General features: G+C 43.1%; 17 protein-coding genes. 8 read left to right on the forward strand and 9 right to left on the reverse strand.

All coding sequences use genetic code 11. The annotated features are described in order from the left end of the window. Positions 1–3: 3 nt before the first annotated feature. Positions 4–3,057, forward strand: a complete 3,054-nt coding sequence (locus ACXAGK_RS07230; RefSeq protein WP_474855245.1) for a ligand-binding sensor domain-containing diguanylate cyclase — start codon at positions 4–6, stop codon at positions 3,055–3,057. Between the two features lie 15 nt (positions 3,058–3,072). Here ACXAGK_RS07230 and ACXAGK_RS07235 read toward each other — a convergent pair whose 3' ends face one another. From ACXAGK_RS07235 to ACXAGK_RS07255, 5 genes are all read right to left on the reverse strand, one after another. Continuing rightward, positions 3,073–3,795 (reverse strand): TorF family putative porin, encoded by a 723-nt coding sequence (locus ACXAGK_RS07235; protein WP_474855247.1) that lies wholly within the window; start codon positions 3,793–3,795, stop codon positions 3,073–3,075. A gap of 139 nt (positions 3,796–3,934) precedes the next feature. Next, positions 3,935–5,152 (reverse strand): BCCT family transporter, encoded by a 1,218-nt coding sequence (locus ACXAGK_RS07240; RefSeq protein ID WP_474855249.1) that lies wholly within the window; start codon positions 5,150–5,152, stop codon positions 3,935–3,937. Positions 5,153–5,320: 168 nt separating this feature from the next. Then, positions 5,321–6,973: a choline dehydrogenase gene (gene betA, locus ACXAGK_RS07245; RefSeq protein ID WP_474855252.1), complete on the reverse strand. Its 1,653-nt coding sequence runs from the start codon at positions 6,971–6,973 to the stop codon at positions 5,321–5,323. An 18-nt stretch (positions 6,974–6,991) separates the two neighbouring features. Next, positions 6,992–8,458, reverse strand: coding sequence for a betaine-aldehyde dehydrogenase (betB, locus tag ACXAGK_RS07250; RefSeq protein ID WP_474855254.1), 1,467 nt, complete (start codon positions 8,456–8,458; stop codon positions 6,992–6,994). Positions 8,459–9,210: 752 nt separating this feature from the next. Beyond that, on the reverse strand, positions 9,211–10,062 hold the full coding sequence (locus tag ACXAGK_RS07255) for an META domain-containing protein (protein ID WP_474855256.1): 852 nt from the start codon (positions 10,060–10,062) through the stop codon (positions 9,211–9,213). A 189-nt stretch (positions 10,063–10,251) separates the two neighbouring features. Here ACXAGK_RS07255 and ACXAGK_RS07260 point away from each other — a divergent pair, with 189 nt between their 5' ends. Then, on the forward strand, positions 10,252–10,767 hold the full coding sequence (locus ACXAGK_RS07260) for an Mpo1 family 2-hydroxy fatty acid dioxygenase (protein WP_474855258.1): 516 nt from the start codon (positions 10,252–10,254) through the stop codon (positions 10,765–10,767). A gap of 57 nt (positions 10,768–10,824) precedes the next feature. Here the strand turns inward: ACXAGK_RS07260 and ACXAGK_RS07265 are convergent, their stop codons facing one another. The 3 genes from ACXAGK_RS07265 to ACXAGK_RS07275 all read right to left on the reverse strand — a co-directional run bounded on the left by ACXAGK_RS07265 (position 10,825) and on the right by ACXAGK_RS07275 (position 12,173). After that, positions 10,825–11,481 (reverse strand): crotonase/enoyl-CoA hydratase family protein, encoded by a 657-nt coding sequence (locus ACXAGK_RS07265; protein ID WP_474855260.1) that lies wholly within the window; start codon positions 11,479–11,481, stop codon positions 10,825–10,827. A gap of 118 nt (positions 11,482–11,599) precedes the next feature. Continuing rightward, positions 11,600–11,806 carry a hypothetical protein gene (locus ACXAGK_RS07270; RefSeq protein WP_474855262.1) on the reverse strand — a complete coding sequence of 69 codons (207 nt, stop codon included), beginning with the start codon at positions 11,804–11,806 and terminating at the stop codon, positions 11,600–11,602. Position 11,807: 1 nt separating this feature from the next. Further along, positions 11,808–12,173, reverse strand: coding sequence for a hypothetical protein (locus ACXAGK_RS07275; RefSeq protein ID WP_474855264.1), 366 nt, complete (start codon positions 12,171–12,173; stop codon positions 11,808–11,810). A gap of 182 nt (positions 12,174–12,355) precedes the next feature. Between ACXAGK_RS07275 and ACXAGK_RS07280 the strand changes: the two genes are divergently transcribed. The 5 genes from ACXAGK_RS07280 to ACXAGK_RS07300 all read left to right on the forward strand — a co-directional run bounded on the left by ACXAGK_RS07280 (position 12,356) and on the right by ACXAGK_RS07300 (position 17,481). After that, complete coding sequence (locus ACXAGK_RS07280; RefSeq protein ID WP_474855266.1) at positions 12,356–14,386, forward strand: aminotransferase class I/II-fold pyridoxal phosphate-dependent enzyme; 2,031 nt, start codon at positions 12,356–12,358, stop codon at positions 14,384–14,386. 93 nt (positions 14,387–14,479) lie between these two features. Next, entirely contained in the window at positions 14,480–15,262 is a 783-nt protein-coding gene (locus ACXAGK_RS07285; protein WP_474855268.1) for a TrmH family RNA methyltransferase, read from the forward strand. A gap of 38 nt (positions 15,263–15,300) precedes the next feature. After that, complete coding sequence (gene ylqF / locus ACXAGK_RS07290; RefSeq protein WP_474855269.1) at positions 15,301–16,302, forward strand: ribosome biogenesis GTPase YlqF; 1,002 nt, start codon at positions 15,301–15,303, stop codon at positions 16,300–16,302. 79 nt (positions 16,303–16,381) lie between these two features. After that, positions 16,382–16,891 (forward strand): WbuC family cupin fold metalloprotein, encoded by a 510-nt coding sequence (locus tag ACXAGK_RS07295; RefSeq protein ID WP_474855271.1) that lies wholly within the window; start codon positions 16,382–16,384, stop codon positions 16,889–16,891. Positions 16,892–17,259: 368 nt separating this feature from the next. Further along, on the forward strand, positions 17,260–17,481 hold the full coding sequence (locus tag ACXAGK_RS07300) for a helix-turn-helix domain-containing protein (protein WP_014950268.1): 222 nt from the start codon (positions 17,260–17,262) through the stop codon (positions 17,479–17,481). A 138-nt stretch (positions 17,482–17,619) separates the two neighbouring features. On the opposite strand, the gene ACXAGK_RS07305 is transcribed toward ACXAGK_RS07300, so the two are convergent. Then, positions 17,620–18,903, reverse strand: a complete 1,284-nt coding sequence (locus tag ACXAGK_RS07305) for a pectin acetylesterase-family hydrolase (RefSeq protein WP_474855273.1) — start codon at positions 18,901–18,903, stop codon at positions 17,620–17,622. A gap of 344 nt (positions 18,904–19,247) precedes the next feature. On the opposite strand from ACXAGK_RS07305, the gene upp reads away from it, so the two are divergent. Beyond that, positions 19,248–19,877: a uracil phosphoribosyltransferase gene (upp, locus tag ACXAGK_RS07310; RefSeq protein ID WP_474805573.1), complete on the forward strand. Its 630-nt coding sequence runs from the start codon at positions 19,248–19,250 to the stop codon at positions 19,875–19,877. The last annotated feature ends 80 nt before the right edge of the window (positions 19,878–19,957 follow it).

Genomic DNA, 19,957 nt, shown 5'->3' on the forward strand with positions numbered 1-19,957 from the left:
TCAATGAAAAACCGTCCCTTTTCTTTATTCAATATCACCTGTCTATCTTCTTTAATTATTGTACTTTTGGGTCTTTCGAGTGCTGCTTCGTGGGGCGAAAGCTACCGCGTTGAAAAGTGGAGCGTGGCTGGCGTACCGACCTATGATGTAGGGCAATATGTATCGGCAAAAGGGTTGCCTCAGATATCTATCAAATCAATAGTCAAAGATAACAACGGTTTTGTGTGGCTTGGCACAGAGAACGGACTTGCTCGATTTGACGGACGCAAATTCGAGTTTTTCAATACCATTAATACACCGGAGTTAGGCTCTAACTGGATCAATGCACTGTTTCTTGATAATACAGGACGACTTTGGATAGTGACTGGCGTCGGGTTAGTGAGTTTCGATGATGGTAAGTTCAAGGCATTTGGCGTTAATTTTGATGACAAACCAATAAAGCAAGTTATCGCCGATGCTAAAAACACGGTGTGGGTAATTACTGATTCACTATGGTCACTTCAAGGCGACAAAGCCAAGCCTTACAGTTACGCAGATATTACTTTTACAAACTCGTATTATGACACTCGTCATTTGTGGTTGCTAACGTCTCAAGGTGAGTTGCTGCAGACCAGTCTTACATCCTCAGTGCATGAGAAGTGCCGCTACCCCATTGGCGTTTTTGCCAACGCAGAACGTCTGTTAGTGCAAAAAGATACAGTCTACATATTGCAAAAGCAAAAACTTCACCGCTTCACACTATCATCTGAAAGCTGTCTTTTTAAGACAATGCCAGCCTTTGCTGAAATTAAATTTAAGAGCCTATTTAGCACTCAAAACGGGGGCGTAGTGGCGGTTTCGGATAAAGGCCAGCTTCTTGATATTTCTTCAGAAGCTGAGCCAACTTTCAATAGCTTAACACCGTTTGTAGATAATAACCTTCTGCTCGACAACAGCGTGCTTCTTAACGATGAAGAAACGTGGTTTCTTGGAACGAAAGCAAATGGGTTAGTAATATACTGGAAAACGAACGTAAGGCGCGTAGCTCCTACACAAAATATATCTAGTGCTCGTATATGGTCATTTTTTGCCCGGGAAGATCGCTTGTACACAGCAACAAACAAAGGTGTGTTTGAAAGTAACTCCGAAGACGACTGGACACTAATAGTTCCTCCCAGCGCAATAGAAGGTAGCGATGCTTATAGTATTTTTGAAGGTAACGGCGAATTCTGGGTTGGCACTCGTAGAGGCCTTTTTAGGAGCAAGAACGGAGCATCACAGTTTGAGGCAATACCTGAATTTACAGGTCTGCAAATAAATACCTTATATCAAGGAGATGATGCGTTTTATATAGCGACGACAAAGGGCCTATTCCAATTTGACGGTGTCGATTTTAAGTCCGTTCCACTATTTGAAAAGCAATCAGTTCGCAGCATCCTGACAGCGAAGGACGGTGTACTGTGGGTAGGCACAGAGTCAGGATTGTTTAGCCAAACAGATGGGAAGTGGCAGGAAGTAGAGTTACTTAACGGTACCAGTGTGTTTGCTTCTTCACTACTTGAGTTAAATGATGGAAGGCTTTTCGTAGGAACTTACGGTCAGGGTTTGTTGATGCTTGATGAAAGTAAGCAGTGGCGCTCATTTAACATTAAGAACGGACTACCATTTCAAAATTTTTTCAGTGTAACAACCCGTGGTAATAAACTTTGGTTAAGCGGTGCAAGTGGCGTTGCGTATGTGGAAATCGACGATATTACTGACTCGCATGTAAAGAGCACTGTTGTCTTGCGAGATGATGGCACTTTCAGCGCACGAGCCGATTTGAGATGTTGTAATGGCGCGGGTAATTTTAGATCTATAGTGTTTAAAGATACCCTATATTTGCCAACATTAAACGGTGTATTAGCGGTTCAGAAAAGTGAAAACCATGAGTTAGCGGCGCGAACTATCATTACGGGTGTTTATGTTGATGGCAAGCGAGAAAATAACTACAGCAATCGAATAAATCTCAACACAAAGAGAAATGCAGAGATTATTTTTTCACGTCCAATTTTTTCGGCAGAGTCGGTCCCAGAATATCGATATCGTTTAGATGACAGTGATTGGATATATTCCGGTTCAAGAGAAGAGGCTTTTTTAGCTAAGTTGTCAGCGGGAGAAACGGTTTTTGAAGTCCAGTCTAGAATTGATGGCGAGGGTTGGCTGCCTGGAGACGCAATAGTACTCTATGTAACGCCTCATTGGTGGGAGTCTAACTGGGCTAAGCTAGTCGGCGTTTTAGCCTTGCTTGCAGTTTTTTATATTATTTACCGCCTTCGCATTGCTTCGTATCAACAACGAAACGAGATACTTGAAGCTAGAGTCAATGAGCGTACTGCCGCTTTTGAGCGCGTAAACAGCGAGCTTCAACAAAAAAACAAAGCGCTAGAAGAGGCGGCAATTACCGACCCGCTAACAGGTTTATACAATCGAAGAGCAGTCAAAAATTTCGCTCCCAAGATATTTGATGCAGTAAATGCGAAAACAGAACAGCAGGATGCGTCAGTTGGCGTCGATGAAGTGTGCGCTATTTTTCTTATCGACCTTGATAACTTTAAACAACTAAACGACACATACGGTCATGATAAGGGTGATAGTGCACTACATCATGTTGGCCAAGCGCTACGAACAGTCAGTCGAAATACTGATAGGTTAATAAGGTGGGGTGGAGAAGAGTTTTTGTTAGTCGTCCCGTCAATAAATCCAAACGATATTGGTGAGTTTAATAAGCGACTTCATAACGCTATAGCGACGCTTCACCATGTTTTGGAATTACCTAAGCCCATTACAATGTCAATAGGAGCAACTAAGCTTCCTTGGGATGATTGCATACTAGATTCAAAGGTATGGGAACATGCCATTTTGATTGCGGACTGGGCATTGTATCAAGCAAAAAATAATGGTCGAAATACCACTGTTTTTATTGATGCATATAAAGAAATGGCAGCGTGGACGGACTGGAGTGTCGATGGTCTTTCCAACGCTGCAAATAAAGGTCTACTGCTGTCTACATCTCTAAAAAATAAAAGCGATGATTAGTGCGAGCCTATTGGATTAAAAGCTGAAGGTTTTCGATACACCAAACACAATACGTTCATCGGCGGTGTCTATATCAAGGTTTGTGTTTTCAGCAGCAATTTCAAAGTCTAATCCTTTGTAGCTTGTCTGGTAGGCCAAACGGTAGTGATAGAAAGACGTGTTTTCGTCACGCCATACCCAAGTATCGCTGTCTAAAGAGTTAGACACGTCAAAGCTAGCGCGAAGGTTGTGGTTAGGTGCAAGTTCAAAGTTGTGAGCAATCATAGCTACAGTGTGTCTTGAGCCTGTGCCAAAGTAGTCCCACGTGTACCACAGGTTAAGCTCAGTATTACCATAGTCGCTCGCATAGCCGAATTTAGTATAAATTTCCGGATAGTTACCGTCGCTTGAATCGTCACCGCCGTGATAGGAGTAGTAGGCAATGCCATAGTCAATACTGACAGTTTCAGTGAGCATTTGGTAACGACCAATGTAGGCGTCCCACTCAAGGTTGGTGTCGCCACCAAAATCAACGTTAGATGCCCAAGTACCAACGTAAGTCCCGTTATCAAAAGCTTTATCAACACCTCCCTGAAGAGCCGGGTCGTTTTGTGTTTGGCTTAAACCGTTAAAGGTATAATCTGATACTGCAGAGATATTGGCGCTCCAATCAGCGAATGAAGCTGAAGAATATAATGCTGCGACAATAGCCACTGTGAAAATATGCGTGGATGTAAAAAAAGAATTCAATTTTTTCATTGTTAAACACCTGTTTTTTATCTTTGTTTTATTTCGCCCATTTCTCATAAAGCGCGCTTTTACGCGGGCTTCGGGCAACACTTACCTCCATTGGCTCAAAGTGAGCCAATGTTAATAAGGTAAGAAGTGATTGATTTAATTAGTTAAGATTTTCTATCTTGGTAAAGTCGATTTTGTTTTCTTTCGGCGAGGTTTTGATAGCCGTCACCGATTTAAACTTCTGACTTAGAATGAAAGCAAAGCAGCTAAAGAAGATAGCGATAACTAGCGCACCCACCCACTGTATTTGCAAGAAGTCTAATTTGAATAACAGCGTAAGCAGCGATAGTGCGACTATGTTAAGGGCAATATAATTACCTTTACCAATACGCTCCACGGTCATATTAAGGTTGTCGGTATAAAGTCTTATGAGTGAATCAAGTGAGTTGATTACAAAAACGACACCTACAAATACCATTGCCATATTAGTTATTCCTTCTGTAGGAATACCGGCGCTGTGATAGTGGTACAGTACTGAAAACCATGCGGCGATAGGGATAGATGGGATAACCATCATAGCCAGCATAACTTGATAGGTTTTGAGACCGCCTACAAAGCGAGAGGTAAACTGACCTATCATGATGCTCCAGCTGAACCACCAGAATAGATAAAACTCATGGTAATCATTGATGGGTAATACGAAGTTATCAATATTCGCAAAATATCCGCCAATTAGGCCTAGATTCTTGAAATAAGCAGTTATCTCACTTTCGCCAAACACAAATGCCGCAGCCCACATGCCAACAATGAGAGCGATAAATACCCAAGTTGTGGTAAGGCTTAAAATACGCACGTACTTAATGCTAGTACTTGAGTACACAGCAAAGGCAATGGCTGCAAACACGATCAGGTAGAACGCAGGCACGATAGATTCTCCATCACCCACTGCTGGCAAGTACCATGGAAGATTAGACAGCAGTAAGAAAGCTGTGAAAGCGCAGGTCCCTATAATTACAACATTGTTTACGAACTTAACGACAGGAAGCTCGAAGAATTTAACCTTGGGTTCTATTACGCAGAAATAAAAACAAGTAAGAAAGTAGAATCCCCAAATTAAGAAACCCCAAAACCCAAACTCAATGGCGAGAGGATTGGTGAATGCGTATTCAGGACTTGCGCTTATGTCAGCATAACCAGCAAATTCAGTGAGTGGGAACATAATGAGGCCCACATCCAAACCCGAGGTAAAAAGAATGGCAATAAAGGTAAAGGTTCTAACTGGCGTTACACCTACCACTTTCATGTTGCCCCATTTAAATAGAATATAGGCCACTGAAAGTAGAGTGAAAATAATGCCTGCACTAAGCCATACTGTCATTATCACCCTCCCAGTATTGATAAAATTGAAACATGTTTTTTCCTTTTTTTCGTTATTAAACAGACCACCCAGCTACATGCATCGTCACCTTGGTCGGCGGCATATAGGCACTGTGGAAGGTGCGCTTGTTGCGAGAACAAGCACACTGGTGCGAAATCATTTTAACGTTTAGCGTTGCTCGGTTTGCCAATTAGGGTGTATGTCTACCGCTACATTTTGTGGTGGTAGAGCGGGTTTACCCAAAATTTTGTCCGCCGCTTTTTCCGCTACCATTATGGTCGGTGCATTTAGGTTTCCATTTGGAATGGTAGGGAAGATAGATGAGTCCACCACTCGCAGGCCTTCAATACCATGTACTTTGGTTTGAGAATCTACTACTGCCATGTCGTCTTCACCCATTTTGCATGAACACGAAGGATGGTAAGCGCTCTCAACGGCTTCACGCACAAAAGCATCGATTTCTTCATCCGTTTGAATGTGCTCGCCAGGCTGAATTTCGCCGTCTCTGAAGTCGTCGAATGCTGACTGTGCGATGATTTCTCTTGTTAGTCTTACGCAAGCTCGAAATCCTTCAATATCATCTTGATGCTGTAAGTAGTTAAACAAGATTTTGGGCGGAACTGTTGGGTCAGCCGACTGAATGGTAACGCTACCTCTACTTTTAGGTTTATTGTGACCTACGTGTACCTGAAAGCCGTCGCCATCGAATGCTGATTTACCATCGTAACGGATAGCTGCTGGCAAGAAATGGTACTGAATATCAGGCCACTCTACATCTGCTTTCGAGCGAATAAACGCGCAAGACTCAAAGTGATTCGTAGCCCCTAAACCTGAACGGTTAAGCAACCAGCGAGCACCGATCAACCCTTTTGAAATTAAGCCCAGTTTGCGGTTTAGCGTGATCGGTTGTTTACACTTGTACTGGAAATAGAACTCCAAGTGATCTTGCAGATTTTGGCCCACACCCGGCAGGTGGTGGTTAACATCGATACCTGCTTTTTCAAGAATCTCTTTATCGCCAATACCTGAAAGTTGCAGAATATGTGGCGAGCCAATAGAGCCGGCACTTAAAATAACTTCGTTAGACGTATTTGCCGTTTCGGTTTTGCCGTTAACCACATACTCAACGCCTTTTGCGACTTTGTTATCAAGAACAACTTTAGTCACCAGCGCGCCAGTTACAATGGTTAGGTTTTTACGCGACTTTACCGGGTCAAGATATTCACGACTTGCTGAGCTGCGCACACCGTCTTTTACGGTCATATGCATTGGGCCAAAGCCTTCCTGCTGCTTGCCGTTATAATCGCTAGTAATGTCATATCCAGCTTGCTCGCCGGCCTTGATGAAAGCCGTATAAAGCGGGTTCTTCATTTCGTTGCCGTTGTTAACGCCAAGTTCACCATTTCCACCACGATAAGCATCGTTGCCCTTGTACCAGGTTTCTGCTTTTTGGAAATAAGGAAGGCATGCCTGATAATTCCAGCCCTCTGCGCCGTGAGCTTCCCATTCATCAAAGTCTTTAGCGTGGCCGCGCACATACACCATACCGTTAATGGATGACGATCCGCCCAACACTTTGCCGCGCGGGCAGTGCATTTCGCGGTTGTTTAAATACGGCTCTTTTTCAGTGTTGAATTGCCACGCATACTTGTCGGTATTCATCGGAATAGACAGCGCCGTTGGCATCTTAATGAAAATGCTTTTGTCAGAGCCACCGGTTTCCAGTAGCAACACCTTGTGCTTTGGGTTTTCTGACAAGCGATTCGCTAGCACGCAGCCAGCAGAACCTGCTCCAACAATAATGTAATCAAATGTCTGCATATGTACTCCTACTGCGATTTAAAACGGGCTCTCAATTTGACTCATACCTACATAAACCGACTTGGTTTGTGTGTAGCTATTTAGTGTTTCGACGCCGTTTTCACGTCCAATGCCAGACTGTTTGTAGCCGCCTACAGGCATTTCTGCTGGAGAATTTCCATATGCATTTATCCAGCAAATACCGGCTTGTAGCTGGTGGATGACGCGGTGTGCACGCTGGATATCTTTACTGAATACGCCCGCTGCCAAACCTAGCTCAGTGTCATTCGCGCGTGCAATCACTTCGTCTTCATCATCGAATACCAACACGCTCATTACTGGCCCAAAGATCTCTTCCTTAACGATAGTCATATCGTCGGTGCAATCTGTGAAAATTGTTGGTTCAACAAAATAGCCGTTAGGAGCAGAAGCTGGAGAAGCTGCGTTACCACCGGTTAACAGCGTTGCGCCTTCTTCTTTTCCTTTCGCAATATAGCTAAGTACTAGCTCTTGGTGCTTTTCTGAAATTAGCGCACCTAGGTTTACATTAGGGTCTAGCGGGTCGCCCATAATGATATTATTTTCGGTACGGGTTTTAAGCTCATCAATAAAGGCTTGATATACAGAGCGCTGAACGTAAACACGAGTACAGTTAGTACAGATTTCACCTTGTGTATAAAAATTGCCTAGCATAGCGGCGCTGATAGCCTGGCTAATGTCTGCATCTTCAAATACTACTAGCGGAGACTTGCCGCCAAGCTCCATCGTCACGTCTTTTAAGTTCGAAGCAGCGGCGCTTTGCATCACTTTTTTACCCGTGCCTACTTCACCGGTAAATGATACCTTTTCAATGTTTGGGCTGTTAGTAAGCCATTGGCCTACTTGCGCTGCGCCTTGAACCACATTAAATACGCCAGCAGGTACACCAGCTTCAGTGAAAATTTCAGCCAGTTTAAGCGCACCCATCGGCGTTTCTTCTGATGGCTTAAATATAAATGCATTGCCAGCAGCTAGCGCTGGGCCTGACTTCCAGCAAGCGATTTGGATAGGGTAGTTCCATGCGCCAATACCGGCACAGATACCTAGCGCTTCTTTACGCGTGTAGAAGAAGTCGGCGCCCACAGGCTGTTGAGTACCCAATTGAGTAGGTGCAAGGCCCGCATAGTACTCAATAACATCAGCGCCAGTTTCAATATCAACACAGTCGGCTTCTTGAATAGGCTTACCGGTGTCGAGTACTTCTAATTTAGCGAGTTCATCATTACGTTCGCGAAGCAGTGCAACGGCCTTGTTAAGAATGCGAGTTCTTTCGATAGGCATCATTGCTGACCATACCGCAAATCCTTCTTTAGCACTCTTGATCGCTTCTTGTTGAATAAACTCATCAGCCACTTCTACGTGGTAAATTACCTCACCGGTTGCGGGGTTGGTGACTGCAAAGGTCTCTTTGCTTTTGTTTGCCATCGGCTTGCCGTGAATGAAATTCTGATAAGTCGGTAATGACATGCATAAACTCCTACTTTAATAGTGCTGACAACGCTCGCCAATTAGCGCGCTCTTTGCGTGAAAAATAAATACGTACAAGCTAATACACATATTTGGTTTCAATACGATGAATAGTGTTGAAACTATTTTTCTCGCTAAGCGTTCGAAACGTTCGAACTAATCGCTCTTCGCTTAATAAACACCACTTTAACTTTCTTTACCTTGACCTCTCTCTAAGCCGCGTTTCTACAGGCTTTATAGGAGTTGATTTAGATGCGCTTAAGTAGTGTTTTTATTTTAATTGGCTGTTCAATAAAAATAAATTGTATAGTGTTCTAACTATTGTTTCAACGTCGAAGCATATTTAACGGCAAGTGATAAGGATGTTAAGTGCGTGTTTTTACAGCTTAACTGACTGATTTATAGTGATTTAAGGCGTAACATTAAATATATAAATAAAGCGCTAACTCTGTGTTAAAGCTTTTAGTTCGAACAGGATGGAGTATTAAAAAGTGTTTAATTGAAACTATTCGACAGAGATTAGTGGCAGATAAAGTAGAATAGGTAAACCACAAATTGGTTTAAACAAAGAAGCGCTCTTTATTAAGGGCGGTTGAATAATTAAAGGTGAGAACAAAGGCACGTGTAGCTTATGACAAGTACTTCGGGTTTCGAGACGTTATCCAAAACGCCAAAGCATGACATGAATATTACTGAAACTTTTTAAATAAATTGCGACGGCAGTATTACAGGTTAATACTGCCGTCTGATTTCTAATGATTAATTGTACAGTGGTAGTAGCCAGAGTTTATAGAAACGGTGGCAACATCACCTTTATTCCAATACACCACACCTTTGTTGTTTGTGTATTTCGCTCCCGATGCAGAGCGTGATAGCTGCACAATGTGATACGCGTTGTTGAGCGAGAGTGCTTTTGTATCTGGGCCAAGCGTATTTACGCGTAATTCTGTGATACTGGCGTTTGGCGTCTCACACTTATAGGTTCTGCTATTGGCTTGCGCAGAACTGTTGGCAATATCCTGCTTTTTAGCTACACCTTTTGGCTTTTTGTTAACTCCTGCCCGGGGTTTACCTGCATTACCGGTATTGGAACCTTGTGAAGGGGATGAGATTATTGCTTTTACTGTTTCATTGTCATTACTGTCATACAGGACTAGCCACGTGTTATCCAATATTGCATAAGTTTTCGATGAAGCTAAAGCATCAACAAAGCTTTGCTCTTGCTTCATAAGCGCTGGGGCACACATCTTTCTGGTAAGTACAATTTTATCGGCGGAGAAGGGGTGAGCATTGTTGTCAGCACTGAATACTTTATTGGCATTCGCAACGTTGAGCGCCCCTGTATACTGATTACAGCCTGTGCTTCCGCTTATTCTGCTAATATCCCCGCTTACATTTACATTAAGCGTAACGTGGCTAAAGTCGATTATACCTGCTTGATTTATGCTTTCGACCTGCCAATGGCTACCCGAAAGTGCAAGCTCGTTCTCCTCAATACTTTGTTCTTGTTCATCAGTCGAATACATTGAAGAAACTGAACTACAAGCCGTTAAGGTAAGAAGTGCAGGTACAGCTAAAGTTAAAAGGTACTTCCTTTTATTCATGAAAACTCCACTTATTATTCATCAATAGCGGTAGGAGTCGCTTTTCACGACTAAGTTCAGCAAGATTATTTAGTTAAAAAACCGCAAATGCTAAACCAGTTTAGTTGAGTTTGTCGTCAAGCCGACAGTTTGTATGTGTTCGCAAAGAGTAAACTGACCCTTACAATACAAATAAAACGTTGGCGCAGTATGAAAAATCTAGAACAACACTTAAGTGAGTACGCTAAGTACCACAGAGATCAAAAAAACATCTACACCCATTATATCGGCATCCCGCTGATTGTTTTCTCGGTTTTCTGCTTGTTGAGTAAGCCAGCGCTTATGGTTAACGCGCCAATCTTTGGAGACATGAACATAAGCCCAGCGCTATTTGTTTGGGCGATAGGTAATGCGTTTTATATAAAGTTAGATATAAAGCTTGGTGCAGTGATGACATTTATAACCGGCATTATGGTCTATTTCGCCCAACCCATCGCGCAAAATGGAATAGGGGTATGGCTTGCGGTCTCACTAGGTATCTTTATTGGTGGTTGGGTGCTTCAGTTTATCGGTCATCATTATGAGGGCAAAAAGCCTGCTTTTGTTGACGATATTATGGGGTTAGCCATAGGACCATTATTTGTGCTTGCGGAATTAAGCTTTGAGTTGGGCCTAAGAAGTGCCCTTAAAGAAGAAATAGAACGCCGCTCTGGCCCTGTAAAGTAATCATTTCTAAACAACGCGTTGAAACAACCAGTCTCAACGCGTTGTTATAACTTGAGATTAAGCTTTCATCTTCTCTATCGTTTCTTTACGCAGCTGAAGTTTAGACTCAGCAAAAGGCTGTCTAGGCAACATCTTCAGCTTTTCAGCATAACCCATGGCCGTTGCTAGTACTTGCTCCTGAGGTACTGCTGCATCTAAAAAGCCTGCTTTAACGGCTTCACTGCCTTGATAGATGCGCGAGAAGAGCAAGGCTTCAGTTTGGCTTGTATTGGCAAGTCTGGCTTTGGCGAGCTCCATACCGAATGGCGGCAGCACCATGCCAATGGCGGTTTCATTAAGACCGTATTTAGTGTCGGCATCTTTACCAATACGTAAGTCTGCGGCCATAAGCATAATAGCGCCCATGGCAATACTGTGACCTTCAGCAGCAACAACAACAGGTAGCGGAAAACTATAAAGTCGCACAATTAAATCAGCGCCTTTTGATACCAACTCTAATTGTTTTGCTTTGTCGTCGGCTTTCATTACTGATAAATCAAACCCTCCACAGAACTTGCCTTCGCCGCCGTGTAATACAACCGCTTTTGCGCTTTTCTCTGCTTCATCTAAGGCATCGTTGAACTGCTGAATAAGCTCAAAGCCTACGGCGTTAACTTTTCCGTCGTCGAAGGTGATTACTGCAATATCGTTATTAATAGCTAAATTAAACGCCATGGTATGTCCTGTCACTTGATGGGTAGGGATGCTGTGTATAAATAATGTACGTCGCACTCTGATAAGCGCAACTTTCTAGCAGTGATTGTAGGTAATTGATATCTTTTATGAAAGTGCTTTACGCATCATCTTCAGGATATGTGCTATGAATATCGGTGATAATTCGCGGAAGTTCTGCAATAAGCTTCTTTCTATATCGGCGTTGTCTGCGACGCGCTTTCGCGTTATTAGCCCGCCACTGCGCTCGTTTATCTTTCACAATTCGCTCTAGGTCTTGGCCGTCCTCAATTAAAATTGCGTCGTTAATGGAGGTGCGTTTTGTCATACTAAAACTCTAACTTTAGCTGTTTATGGCGCCACTGTTTCGAGCGTTGGTTGAGTACGTGAAGCGACACACTTTCAGTGGCTATTTGTTTGGCGAGGCATAACGCGGCGCTGGCTTGTTCGTCGCTCAGGTTTTTATAAGCTGGTGTCGGAATAGCCTCATACCATGCACAACCGACAACATTATCCAAAATTACTCTCATAAAGCAGTGGTCATAACAAATTGGCCAGGCGTTTTTCTTTGTTGATGCAATGGATGGAAGTACGTTTTTCGCGTAATGTAGAAATTCGCGCAGGTCGTTTTGGTGCGCTATTGATTTTGATTGAACTGCATGTGAGGAATAGTCCAGAAGAGTAGATATTTGCATGCGTGGCTTTACCCCGTCCAAACTCGATAGACACTTTAATACTACTAAGCGAGAGTTTACACGACACCAGTGAAATTCAGAGTTACACTATTTTTAGTTTTACTGTGTTTAGTTTATAGATTCTTAGTTTTATGAGTTTTAGCCTAGTGCTAAATGCTCATTATTAATTTTATGGTTGGTTAATGCGCCCTCATTTAAAAATTCTTGTTATAGAAGATGCTGTTGATCTATTGGAACAAATTACGTCGAGTATAGGCAACACGATTGCTTACTTTGACAGAAGTGACGTTGAAATAAGCCTGCTTGAAGCGAACTCCGTTGAAAAGGCACTACAATTTGTTCGTGAAGACGGTGACATTCAGGCTGTGGTATTTAGCTGGGATGTGGTAGCGAAGGTTAAAGAGTTGACAGACGTAGCGCCTTTAAATGGCGTACCTAATGGAAATACGAGCCCCGCAGCCGAAAGCGTCAGTTCACAAAACGCGAACGAGAAAACTACAAGCGAAAAGTCGTCTGCAAGCAACGCGGTAATTGATAATAACGCCAGAGTGATCGACGCCATTAAACGTATTCGGCCTGAGCTTCCCGTGTATGTCTTAGGCGATGCAGTAAAAGGGTTGGATATTGTAAATCAAGCCAATGGCATTGAATCGTTCTTCTATCGTAACGACATTATTTCGGACCCAGAATCTATTCTTGGCTATATCATCAATGACTTTGATGATAGAAACGAAACGCCGTTTTGGACTGAATACAAAGACTACGTTGTAGAATCTAATGACTCGTGGCATACGCCAGGTCACAGCGGTGGCGCAAGCTTTAGAAATTCACCCTACATTAGTGATTTTTATCGTTTCTTCGGGCGTAACGTGTTTGTTAGTGACTTATCGGTAAGCGTAGACTCGCTGGGCTCACTATCAGATGGCACTCACGCTATTGGTAAAGCGCAAGCCGCTGTTGCGAATACATTTGAGGTTCGCCATTCCTATTTCGTCACGAACGGATCTTCTACATCAAACAAAATTATTTTGCAGACGCTGTTGCGTGAGGGCGACAAAGTTATTGCCGACAGAAACTGCCACAAGTCAGTACATTATGGCATTATTCAGGCGCGAGCCATGCCAGTGTATCTAGACAGTGTGTTTAACCCTGAATACGGTATTTTTTCACCGCCCAGAATGGCGCAAATTAAGCAGCTTATTGAAGAAAATACTGACGCTAAACTTATCGTGCTGACGGGCTGTACCTACGACGGGCTATTGACCGACCTTAAGCAAGTCGTAAATTTAGCTCATGAACATGGCATTAAAGTGTTCATTGATGAAGCGTGGTTTGCGTATTCGTTATTCCACCCTGCATTGCGTAACTACTCTGCTATCGCAGCTGGGGCAGACTATATTACTCACTCTGCGCACAAAGTGGTGTCCGCGTTCTCGCAAGCATCCTTTATTCATGTAAACGATCCGGACTTCGATAAAGACTTCTTTAAAGAAGTGTTTGCCATTCACACCAGTACTTCGCCCAAGTATCAACTCATTGCTTCACTTGATGTATGTCGTCAGCAGCTGGAAATGGAAGGCTACAAAATACTTAATGAGCTATTAAGCAACGTTGCCGAACTCAAATCGCAAATGGCCAAGTTCAGGCGACTTAAAATACTTTCGCCTAGTGACTTTGCGAATATGTTTTCTCACTTTGAAAGCGATAACATTGGGCATGACCCGCTTAAAATCTTAATTGACGTTTCGGCGCTTGACTATTCAAATCAAGAAATACATCGTTTTTTGATGGACGAAGTTGGCTTAGAAATCGAGAAGTTTACTCATAGCACTATTTTAGTGCTGCTTACGCTAGGCGGAATGCGCTCTAAAATTGTAAGGCTATATAACGCATTGAAACGTCTTGATGATGGCGCCGTTAATCTAAGCAAGCGCAAGAGCAAAAGCCCGTTACCGGCAGACATTCCGCCAATTCATTTAGACGACCTTCCGTCAAAAGCGTTTTTCAGCCCTAGAGAAGCCATTCCGTGGCAAAACAGCGTTGGACGCACTGCAGCTGGCTTAATTACACCGTACCCTCCCGGTATTCCGCTTATTGTTCCAGGGCAGAAAGTGGAGCAAGCGCATATCGACTACCTTCAGGCACTGGCAAGTCAAAAGCTAACCGTACAAGGGATTTATGACGGTGAGATTTATGTTGTTGCTGAAGAATGATCAAACCATGTTATAGGCAGGGTAAATTGTCACCTTGCCTTTTCCTGAACTTACCTTACACTTGCGCCGAAAGTTATAAAAAGGGCAGTGCAAATGAAACTAAGTGACGTGAAAAAGCTCCATCAAAAGAAATTTAGAACGCAGTTCGAATTCTATTTGGTGGAAGGAGAGCACTTAGTTTTAGAGCTAGTTAACGTTGCTCAGTATGACAGCAGTACATTAGGTGATATCACCCTTTATGTGACAGCTGACTATGAGGCGTGGGTAAAAGAAAGGCTTGATTCTTTAGCCTCTAAAATGAAGATAGAAACGGTATCGTCACAACAAATGCAGCAACTAAGCGATACTAAATCACCTCAAGGTATTATTGCTCGCGTTCCACTTCCTAACACTTCGTTAAGTTCAGAGCGGTCACAAACCAACATTTCAGCAAACAAGCCCAGTACCGAAAAGTACATTTATTTGTATGAAGTTCAAGACCCCGGCAACTTAGGCACCATACTAAGAACGCTAGCGTGGTTTGGTGATTTTACGCTATTACTAAGCCCTAACAGTGTGGACCCTTACAACTCGAAAGTTGTACGCTCAAGTATGGGGGCTATTTTCCATGTGAACATGGAATTAAACGTAGCGCTTGAAAGCCTAGGCGAGCGGTTCGAACGTTTCGCTTTCTTGGATATGAATGGTAGTAATATTACCTCTAACACCTTTGGTGATTATCAGTGTTATCTGTTTGGTAACGAAGCCCGTGGCGTGCCTGTTGACGCACTATCAAAGCTAAACGCAACGGCGTATACCATTGCGGGAAGCGGTAAGATTGACTCGTTAAACTTAGCCAGCGCTGTGAATATCTGCGCTTATGAATTAACCCGTTAAGCACACTCCCCTCAACTCGATTACGATAGGAAACAACCATGGCATTACAATGGTTCCCTGGGCATATGCACAAAGCCCTGAAAGAAATTAAAGAGTCGCTTAATCAAGTAGACATTCTTATTGAGGTGCTTGACGCACGTATTCCGTATTCCAGTGAAAACCCTGAAATTGCAAAAATACGCGGCGATAAGCCCTGTATTAAAATTCTTAATAAGTATGATTTGGCAGACCCAGAAATTACCGCGCGCTGGCAGGAGAGCTTAGAGAAAGAGCGCGGCGTGAAGACGATTACGACCTCTAGCGATAACCCGGGCAACAGCAAGCAAATTATGCAGCTGGTTAAAAGCATTTGTTCGTATAAAGAAGGTCAGCCCAAAGCAATTAAAGCCATGATCACCGGTATACCTAACGTTGGTAAATCAACGCTGATTAACATTTTGGCCGACCGAATTATTGCTAAAACTGGTAACGAACCCGCCGTAACTAAAAGCCAGCAGCGGATTAACTTGGGCAGCGGTATTATCTTGTTTGATACACCTGGAGTATTGTGGCCTAAGCTTGAAAACCCGCATTCTATTTATCGGCTGGCTTCTTCCGGTGCTGTTAAAAACACCGCTATGGAATACGACGATGTTGGTTTTTTTGCGGCGGATTACCTGATAAAAGCTTATCCAGAGGTCATGAAGGAGCGCTATAAGCTGGACGAGCTGCCAGATACAGAAATAGAGTTTCTGGAAGCTGCTGCTAAAACGCGCGGAGCAATTCAAGCGGGTGGTCGCGTAAACCTTCATAAAATATGCGAGATCCTGCTTAAAGAACTGCAGTCGGGTAAGTTGGGACGAATTACGCTTGAGACTCCGGAAATGCTGGAAGTCGAAAAAGAAGAAATGGCACTTGAAGCGGCGAGGAAAGCTGAAGCGAAAGCCAAGCGTAAAGCAAAATTCAAAACAGGCTCGTTGACGCCAGATAAGAAAGATAGGAAAGAAAAGCGAGAAGAGAAGCGTCAAGAGCAAAGCCGCAGAATGAAGAAAAATAAATGATTGCTTTTGATAGTTGCGCAATCAGAGGGAGAAGCGATAGGCTTTGATGTAATACCCAAGCATTAGTTAGGAAATGACGTTGGACGATATTAAGTATTTTGATAAAGCATTGTTTAGTGAGTTAAAGCAGAAAGCGGCAGAGAGTCCTCGCCGACGAGCTAATTTTAACGTTCACAAATCTTATACTGATATGGTTCAGCGTCTTTTCATTGCCATGATGCCAGACTCCTACGTACGACCCCATCGACACGTGCAGCCTCACAAATGGGAGTTTTTTATGGTTGTGGAAGGTGAATTGGATATTCTGTTTTTCAACGACGACGGCGTAGTAAAAGAAAGAGTAACATTAAAGGCAGGTGGAGAAACCTTCGGCATTGAAATTCCACCTAATACCTGGCATGCAACTCTGTGCTCTAGCCCAGTGGTATTTATGGAAGTTAAGCAAGGGCCGTATGAAGTGACGGATGACAAAGGTTTTGCAAGCTGGTCTCCTGAAGAGGGGAGCGATCTTGTACCGCGCTTTCTCGCTTCGCTTAAACAAGCAAAGATTGGTTCTGAAGTTACTTGCTTAAGCTCGTCTGTTTCCTAAAACGGCGGCTTTCAACTTGCTTTGCAGACTTTCCTTTTTGGAAAGTCATTGCTATTGCTTATCTACATGGTATGGTTAAGGATAAGTGACACGAGGCGGCTACTGTTTTCACAGAATAATCATTAGCCCAACTATTTCACTTAGTCTCGGCAAAATGCCGTTTGTACAAGTACATTGTAAAAAGAGAATTATTATGCGAAACGTTTCAACTGGTTATCTTTATAATTTTAATTACTGATTGCACCTGACCGTCGGTGTTCAGGGGCAAGTATTGGCTTCTGGGCACTGCAGGTAAAAACGTTTTGCAAAAGCCCAGAAGGTATCACAATCTGGGCTTTTTTAATGCCCGAAATTCTCGGTAAAAGACAATGAAAGAAATTACACTAGGTGACATAAGAAAGCAGCACAGAGTTAAACAAGAAGTCGTAGCAATGGCACTATCAGTCACTGCTTCTGGCGTGAGCAAGTTAGAATCGAAGCGTATCCAAGATGTTTCTCTTCAACGCGCAGCTGCATATCTAGCAGCCGTTGGTGGAAATATGAAAATTGAAGTGACTATGCCAGACGGCGCTACTCTGCAAGTAGGGTAGTGGGGGCAAGCTTGCTGCTACAAAAATGCACAGTAAAGAACAACAAACCCTCGTTTTATAGATGGCAAATCCAACAGCTACGGGGTTGGACTTGCCATACTATTGGTCAATTCTTAATACAAATTAGCACGTTGTAATTTATTGATAGTAAGTAGCGCTATTTTCTCTAAAGCGGCGTGATGTAGCGAACGTGTGTAGCCATTCTTTAAAGGAAATACCCCGCGCACTTTGCTCATTATAAAATGGGCTGGGCGAAGATACTGGGAATGCGTTGTCTTCACAGAAGTCGTTTAGCACCATGTGGCACGTACCTTCTCCGAGATAAAATTGGTAGTTCCAAGTGAATGCTGAGAGCGCATGAACTGATGCATTAGCTTGAAGCTGCCAGCCAAGTATGTACCCTAAATCAGATTCTGTTACGCCCCATGTCGTTGGATCTAAATTGCCTCTGGAAACCTGGTCTGAAATTTTAGAGAACTGAATTTGAACAATATCAGTTCCAGTTGAATACTGGGCAAAGCGATTCCAAGGGTACTGATAAGCTAGTCGCAACATCACCTGTTTATTAAGGGTTAGATAGTTAAAGTTACCTATTAAACGTTGGAAATTTCTCGGTAGTGTGTCTTCAATACCCCACGGCCCTTGATAATTCAGCACCGTTTGCGTAAATCCTTTTGAAATAACGCCTAGGGATGCATCAGCAAAAAGCGCCACTTTTGTACGACCAAACAGAGATTGGAAGTAGGGGAAGTTAAATGTAGCGCCGTAGCCACCGGCACTACTTCCACTGAGTAATACTTTCTTTGGTGACAAACCATCGTTTCTTAGCTTTTCTTTGATCCACTGTATAACAACCAAGGCATTGTCGTGACCACGGTGTTTTAGGGTAACCTCAGCACCAGGTTGACCTGTAACGATACCAAGCTCGTCAACATACTGCGTGTCTTTTGAGCCTATGTGCAAATCACCAGTGCAGTAAGGTATGAAAACTTTTGACCAAGTTTGAAAAGGGTTTTCTTCCGTATCTTCAAATATTCCGCCTGAAATGAACGGTGTATTTTCGATAACGGCCGATGGGTTGTAGGCTGCACGTGACATAGGGTTATCGTCAAACTCAAGCTGCATCGAAGCAAGACAGGTCGCGTCGTCCCAGCATGCCCCTCCACCGTTAAAGTAAATCAGTAAATTATCACTCTCACCTTGTTCGAAATAAAACGAGAATGGATTTGGAGCTAACCCTTCAGGTCCGGGTAAAGCTGGAAGGGAACAGGATGGATAAGCGGTTTTCTCTCCACCGCCGGGTATAGATACTACAACTTCATTATCAGGCGTAATTTGTTCCCACTGTGCAAACGCATTATGGGTACAAAAGCTGAGTGCGACTATAGCAAGGTAGCGAAAACGTTTAGCGTAAGATTGCATAAACAATTCCTTTTGAAAAAGATAAACATGGTTTTAGAAAGTGAGTTTGAGCAGGCTTTGTGAAAGAACGGTACTTCCCGATGTCCTTTCGAATGTCCAATAGTAATATCCTCCTAGCTTAAAGCGAAGTGAGTATGAAAAATCATGTGAGATTACTGAATGGCTCCATGTAAGGCGCACATGGAAATTGAAAGCCGCATCTCTAGGTTAAAGCATTTCCAAGTGCTGTCTAGAGTAAAAAACGGTATTTCAAAGCATTGAATAAACATATTTTTACGACTAATCGCTTTAACTAAGGCACGGCTGGGTTAAAATATAGTGGAATCGATTACAAGGAGTCTTACATGGCCGTTCACGAAATTACCCATCCGCTTATTGCGCACAAGCTAGGGCTTATGCGAAATGCTAAAATTAGCAGCAAAGATTTTCGCGAGCTCGCCTCTGAAGTGGGAAATTTGCTGACCTATGAAGCAACCCGAACTTTGCCTACAGAACGCGCGACCATAAAAAGCTGGTCTGGAGACGAGGTGGAAGTAAGACAAATAAAAGGTAAGAAGATAACCGTAGTGCCTATTCTTCGCGCCGGCTTGGGCATGCTAGAAGGTGTGCTAGAGTTAATCCCAAATGCAAAAATCAGTGTGGTTGGCCTTTATCGCGATGAAGATACCCTTCAACCCGTTGCTTACTTTGATAAGGTGGTAAAAAATATCGACGAGCGTACTGCGTTGATTGTAGACCCTATGCTTGCCACAGGCGGAACCCTAATTGCTACTATTGACCTACTTAAAAAGAAAGGTTGTCGCCGAATTATGGGGCTGTTCCTTGTTGCCGCACCAGAAGGCATTAAAGCCGTGGTTGATGCCCACCCTGATGTTGATATATTCACAGCTGCTATTGATGAAAGATTAAATGAAAAAGGCTACATACTGCCAGGACTAGGTGATGCTGGAGATAAAATTTTCGGAACGAGATAAGACGTCAGTTTCTTAAAATTAAGCTTTCCAATAAAACTTAGGCTCAAACACCAGGTGTGTATTAAAAAAGCAGCGTTAAA

The organism is Alteromonas sp. ABM1_013 (assembly GCF_056160505.1).

Bases quoted from the DNA above. Each gene is read 5' to 3' on its own strand.
- ACXAGK_RS07255 (WP_474855256.1), bottom strand. From the start codon at position 10,062: ATGAATAAAAGGAAGTACCTTTTAACTTTAGCTGTACCTGCACTTCTT.
- betB (WP_474855254.1), bottom strand. From the start codon at position 8,458: ATGTCATTACCGACTTATCAGAATTTCATTCACGGCAAGCCGATGGCA.
- ACXAGK_RS07285 (WP_474855268.1), top strand. From the start codon at position 14,480: ATGAAACTAAGTGACGTGAAAAAGCTCCATCAAAAGAAATTTAGAACG.
- ACXAGK_RS07300 (WP_014950268.1), top strand. From the start codon at position 17,260: ATGAAAGAAATTACACTAGGTGACATAAGAAAGCAGCACAGAGTTAAA.
- ACXAGK_RS07305 (WP_474855273.1), bottom strand. From the start codon at position 18,903: ATGCAATCTTACGCTAAACGTTTTCGCTACCTTGCTATAGTCGCACTC.
- ACXAGK_RS07230 (WP_474855245.1), top strand. From the start codon at position 4: ATGAAAAACCGTCCCTTTTCTTTATTCAATATCACCTGTCTATCTTCT.
- ACXAGK_RS07280 (WP_474855266.1), top strand. From the start codon at position 12,356: ATGCGCCCTCATTTAAAAATTCTTGTTATAGAAGATGCTGTTGATCTA.
- betA (WP_474855252.1), bottom strand. From the start codon at position 6,973: ATGCAGACATTTGATTACATTATTGTTGGAGCAGGTTCTGCTGGCTGC.
- upp (WP_474805573.1), top strand. From the start codon at position 19,248: ATGGCCGTTCACGAAATTACCCATCCGCTTATTGCGCACAAGCTAGGG.
- ACXAGK_RS07270 (WP_474855262.1), bottom strand. From the start codon at position 11,806: ATGACAAAACGCACCTCCATTAACGACGCAATTTTAATTGAGGACGGC.
- ylqF (WP_474855269.1), top strand. From the start codon at position 15,301: ATGGCATTACAATGGTTCCCTGGGCATATGCACAAAGCCCTGAAAGAA.
- ACXAGK_RS07235 (WP_474855247.1), bottom strand. From the start codon at position 3,795: ATGAAAAAATTGAATTCTTTTTTTACATCCACGCATATTTTCACAGTG.
- ACXAGK_RS07275 (WP_474855264.1), bottom strand. From the start codon at position 12,173: ATGCAAATATCTACTCTTCTGGACTATTCCTCACATGCAGTTCAATCA.
- ACXAGK_RS07265 (WP_474855260.1), bottom strand. From the start codon at position 11,481: ATGGCGTTTAATTTAGCTATTAATAACGATATTGCAGTAATCACCTTC.
- ACXAGK_RS07240 (WP_474855249.1), bottom strand. From the start codon at position 5,152: ATGACAGTATGGCTTAGTGCAGGCATTATTTTCACTCTACTTTCAGTG.
- ACXAGK_RS07260 (WP_474855258.1), top strand. From the start codon at position 10,252: ATGAAAAATCTAGAACAACACTTAAGTGAGTACGCTAAGTACCACAGA.